The organism is Mesorhizobium sp. P5_C1 (assembly GCF_054049815.1).
The window spans coordinates 1-3,093 of record NZ_JBFULQ010000607.1 but is presented as its reverse complement, the minus strand read 5'-3'; the positions used below and the strand labels follow the sequence as shown (position 1 = coordinate 3,093).

Annotated in this window: 3 protein-coding genes; all 3 read right to left on the bottom strand. The window is 62.3% G+C overall.

The features are described 5' to 3' along the window. Nucleotides 1-754 (bottom strand): carbohydrate ABC transporter permease (locus ACXJ7R_RS28715; protein ID WP_457154777.1); only part of this gene is annotated, 754 nt, incomplete at its 3' end. Then, entirely contained in the window at nucleotides 751-1,707 is a 957-nt protein-coding gene (locus ACXJ7R_RS28710) for a carbohydrate ABC transporter permease (RefSeq protein ID WP_457154776.1), read from the bottom strand. The genes ACXJ7R_RS28715 and ACXJ7R_RS28710, both read right to left, overlap by 4 nt. An 89-nt stretch (nucleotides 1,708-1,796) precedes the next feature. Further along, a complete protein-coding gene (locus ACXJ7R_RS28705) occupies nucleotides 1,797-3,050 on the bottom strand; it encodes an ABC transporter substrate-binding protein (protein WP_457154775.1) in 1,254 nt (417 codons plus the stop codon). Nucleotides 3,051-3,093 lie beyond the last annotated feature (43 nt).

The following is a 3,093-nucleotide window of genomic DNA, read 5'->3' as shown; positions in this document are numbered from 1 at the left end:
AGGCAGAGGCGAACAGGAAGTCGTTCCAGATGTTGGTGAACTGGTAGATGACGGTGACGACGAAGATCGGCATCGAGTTCGGCAGCATGATGCGACGGAAGATCTGGAAGAAGGAGGCGCCGTCGACCTGCGCCGCCTTGACGAGTTCGGTCGGGAACGCCTCGTAATAGTTGCGGAAGAACAAAGTGGTGAAACCGATGCCGTAGACGACGTGGACGAAGACGAGATTGACCGTCGCGTTGCCCAGGCCGAAGCTCGTTCCGACCGAGTTCTGCAGCGACACGCCGAAACGGCCAAGGCTGCCGAGGATCGTCGCCATCGGCAACAGCACCGACTGGAACGGGATGAAGCAGGCGAACAGCATCAGCCCGAACACCAGCGTTGCGCCGCGGAAGCGCCATTTGGTCAGCACGTAGCCGTTGAGGGCGCCGAGCATCGTCGAGATCAGCACGGCCGGAACCACCATCTTGATGGAGTTCCAGAAATAGCCCTTGATGCCGGCACAGGTGAGGCCGACGCAGGTCTCGCCCCAGGCCTTCACCCACGGGTCGAAGGTCGGTGCCTGGGGCAGCGCCAGCATATTGCCATTCTGGATCTCATCCATGGTCTTGAACGAGGTGACCAGCATGACGAACAGCGGCATCAGATAGAACAGTGCAAACAGCGCCAGCAGCCCGTAGATGACGATGCGGTTGACGATCCTAGCGTTGACGCCGCCTGAGGCCTGGCGGGCGGGCGTGGTGACGGCGCTCATCGCGGCTTCTCCCGCAGTTCCGAATAGAGATAGGGCACGATGATGGCGATGATGGTCATCAGCATGATCACCGCGCTGGCCGAGCCGACGGCCATTTCGTTGCGCTTGAAGGTGTATTCATACATGAAGTTCGACGGCAGCCAGGCCGAGCCGCCGGGGCCGCCACTGGTCAACGCCACGACAAGGTCATACGACTTGATGGCGAGGTGGGCGAGCACGATGAAGGCCGACAGGAAGATCGGCCGCAGCAGCGGGATGACGATGCGGCGATAGAGCTGGAAGGTGGTGGCGCCATCGATCTGCGCCGCCTTCATGATCTCGCCGTCGATGCCGCGCAGGCCGGCCAGGAACATCGCCATGATGAAGCCGGWGGCCTGCCAGACGCCGGCAATGACCACGGTGTAGATGACGAAGTCCTTGTTCTTGATCCAGTCAAAATGGAAGCTCGTCCAGCCCCATTGATGCAAGGTCTGCTCGAGGCCGAGACCGGGATCGAGGAACCATTTCCAGGCGACACCGGTGACGATGAAGGACAGCGCCATCGGGTAGAGGTAGATCGGCCGCAGCACACCTTCGCCGCGGATCTTCTGGTCGAGCAGGATGGCCAGGAACAGGCCGAGCGCCAGGCAGATGAAGATGTAGAGAAAGCCGAAAATGCCCATGTTGGTGATCGACGTGTACCAGCTCGATGGCGGGTCGGTGTCGAAGGTCCAGCCCCAAAGCCGCTGGTAGGCGCGCGAGCCGGTGATGACATAGGACGGGAAGGTCTTGGAATTGGTGAAGGACAGATAGATCGTCCACAGGATGAAGCCGTAGACGAAGACAATGGTGATGGCGAAGCTCGGCGCCAGCACGATCTTAGGCAGCGCGTCCTGCAGGCGCGAGCGCACCGAGGCGCGCGGTCGGGCCTGCTCCGGCGTCAGCTTGATCTGGCTTGTCGCTACCGTGCTCATAGGGCTCCTCCCGTCGGCGCGAGGCCAACCAGGTTCGCGGATCGGAGCCTTCCCCGCTGGAGCGGGGAAGGCGTTTTTGTGTGTGGCGCTTACTTGGCGTCGTCGATCGCCTTGACCAGTTCGGTCACGGCCTCGTCCGAGGTCTTGATCTGACCATGGACGAACTTGGAGACGACATCCTTGTAGGCATTGGCGACCGCCGGAGGCGCGCCATAACCCTGGGCGAGCGAGCCGAACAGCGTGCCGCCGTCATTGGCTGCCTTCAGGTCGGCGATGCCCTTCTTGCCGCAAGCGTCGAAGTCGGTGTCCGGAACGTCGGTACGGGCCGGAACCGAACCCTTGACGACGTTGAAGGCCGACTGGAAGCTCTTCGACAGGGTGGCGGTGGCCAATGCGACCTGGGCGGCCTTGCGGTCGTCCGGAACATTGAACATGCCGAACATGTCGGAGTTGTAGATCACCGAGCCGTCGGTGCCCGGGAAGCKATAGCACAGGAAGTCCGTGCCCGGGGTCTTCTTGGCGGCGTGGAATTCACCCTTGGCCCAGTCGCCCATGACCTGCACCAGGGCGTCGCCCTTGATGACCATGGCGGTGGCAAGGTTCCAGTCGCGGCCGGAGAAGTTCGGGTCGACATAGGTGACGAGCTTGGCGAGGTTGTCGAACGACTTCTTCATCGTGTCGGACTTGAGCGAAGCGTCGTCGAGGTCGTTGAAGGCCTTCTTGTAGAACTCAGGTCCGCCGGTCGACAGCACGACCGAGTCGAACATGGTGGCTTCCTGCCAGTTCTGGCCGCCGAGAGCGAGCGGGATCACGCCTGCCGCCTTGGCCTTGTCGAGCAGGGCAACGAAGTCGTCGAAGGTCTTCGGCTCGGTGCCGCCGATCTTGTCCATGACGGCCTTGTTGATCCACAGCCAGTTGACCGAGTGGACGTTGACCGGAGCCGCGACCCACTTGCCGTCATAGACCGAGAACTTCTGCAGGGCGGCCGGAACCGACTTGTCCCAGCCTTCCTTCTTCGCCGTCTCGGTCAGGTCGCCCATCACGCCGGCCGCCGCATAGTCGAGCACGGTGTAGCCGAGCATCTGCGAGGCGGTCGGGTAGTTGCCGGCCGCGACCATCGCCTTCAGCGCGGTCATGGCTGCGTCGCCGCCGCCGCCGGCCACCGGCACGTCCTTCCAGGCATAGCCTTCCTTGGCCAGATCGCCCTTGAGGACGTTGAGAGCAGCCGCTTCGCCGCCCGACGTCCACCAATGCAGCATCTGGACTTCCTTGACGTCCTCGGCATGGGCCGCGAAAGCAAGGCCCGATGCGAGAGCCGTTCCGATAAGAAGTTTGCGCAACATGTACTTCCTCCCTTGTTGCATCTACACGACCGGCGAATGTCCG